Genomic DNA, 301 nt, shown 5'->3' with positions numbered 1-301 from the left:
CATCATCAACGCCATACCGCCGTACAGCGGTCCCGGTTTCGGGGCAAAGATCAGCGCCTTCACCTGGTTGGAAATCGGCCCCGGTTGACCGTAGCGGCGGGCGGCAATCCCCAGCGCGATGAGAAACCCAAAACCCACCCCGCCCGCCGTGACCCACAGCGTCGTGCGCCAATGACGCCACGCGACCAGCGAAGTTATGCCGCTTATCCGCGAAAACACCTGCGATGCTCTAGATATCAATCTTTGGCCGATTTATTCGAATGCCGGGTAGATGAAATGCGATAGGGGTAACCACCGCGAG

At 59.5% G+C, this 301-nt stretch carries 1 protein-coding gene; it reads right to left on the bottom strand.

The window, feature by feature from the left end:
* Positions 1-219, bottom strand: a 219-nt coding sequence (locus tag ADL12_RS54275) for a DUF5933 domain-containing protein (RefSeq protein WP_425265155.1), incomplete at its 3' end; no start/stop codon positions are given.
* Positions 220-301 lie beyond the last annotated feature (82 nt).

The organism is Streptomyces regalis, assembly GCF_001509475.1.
Taxonomy (GTDB): Bacteria; Actinomycetota; Actinomycetes; order Streptomycetales; family Streptomycetaceae; genus Streptomyces; species Streptomyces regalis.
The sequence above is the reverse complement of the archived record's forward strand: the minus strand, read 5'-3'. Positions and strand labels throughout refer to the sequence as shown.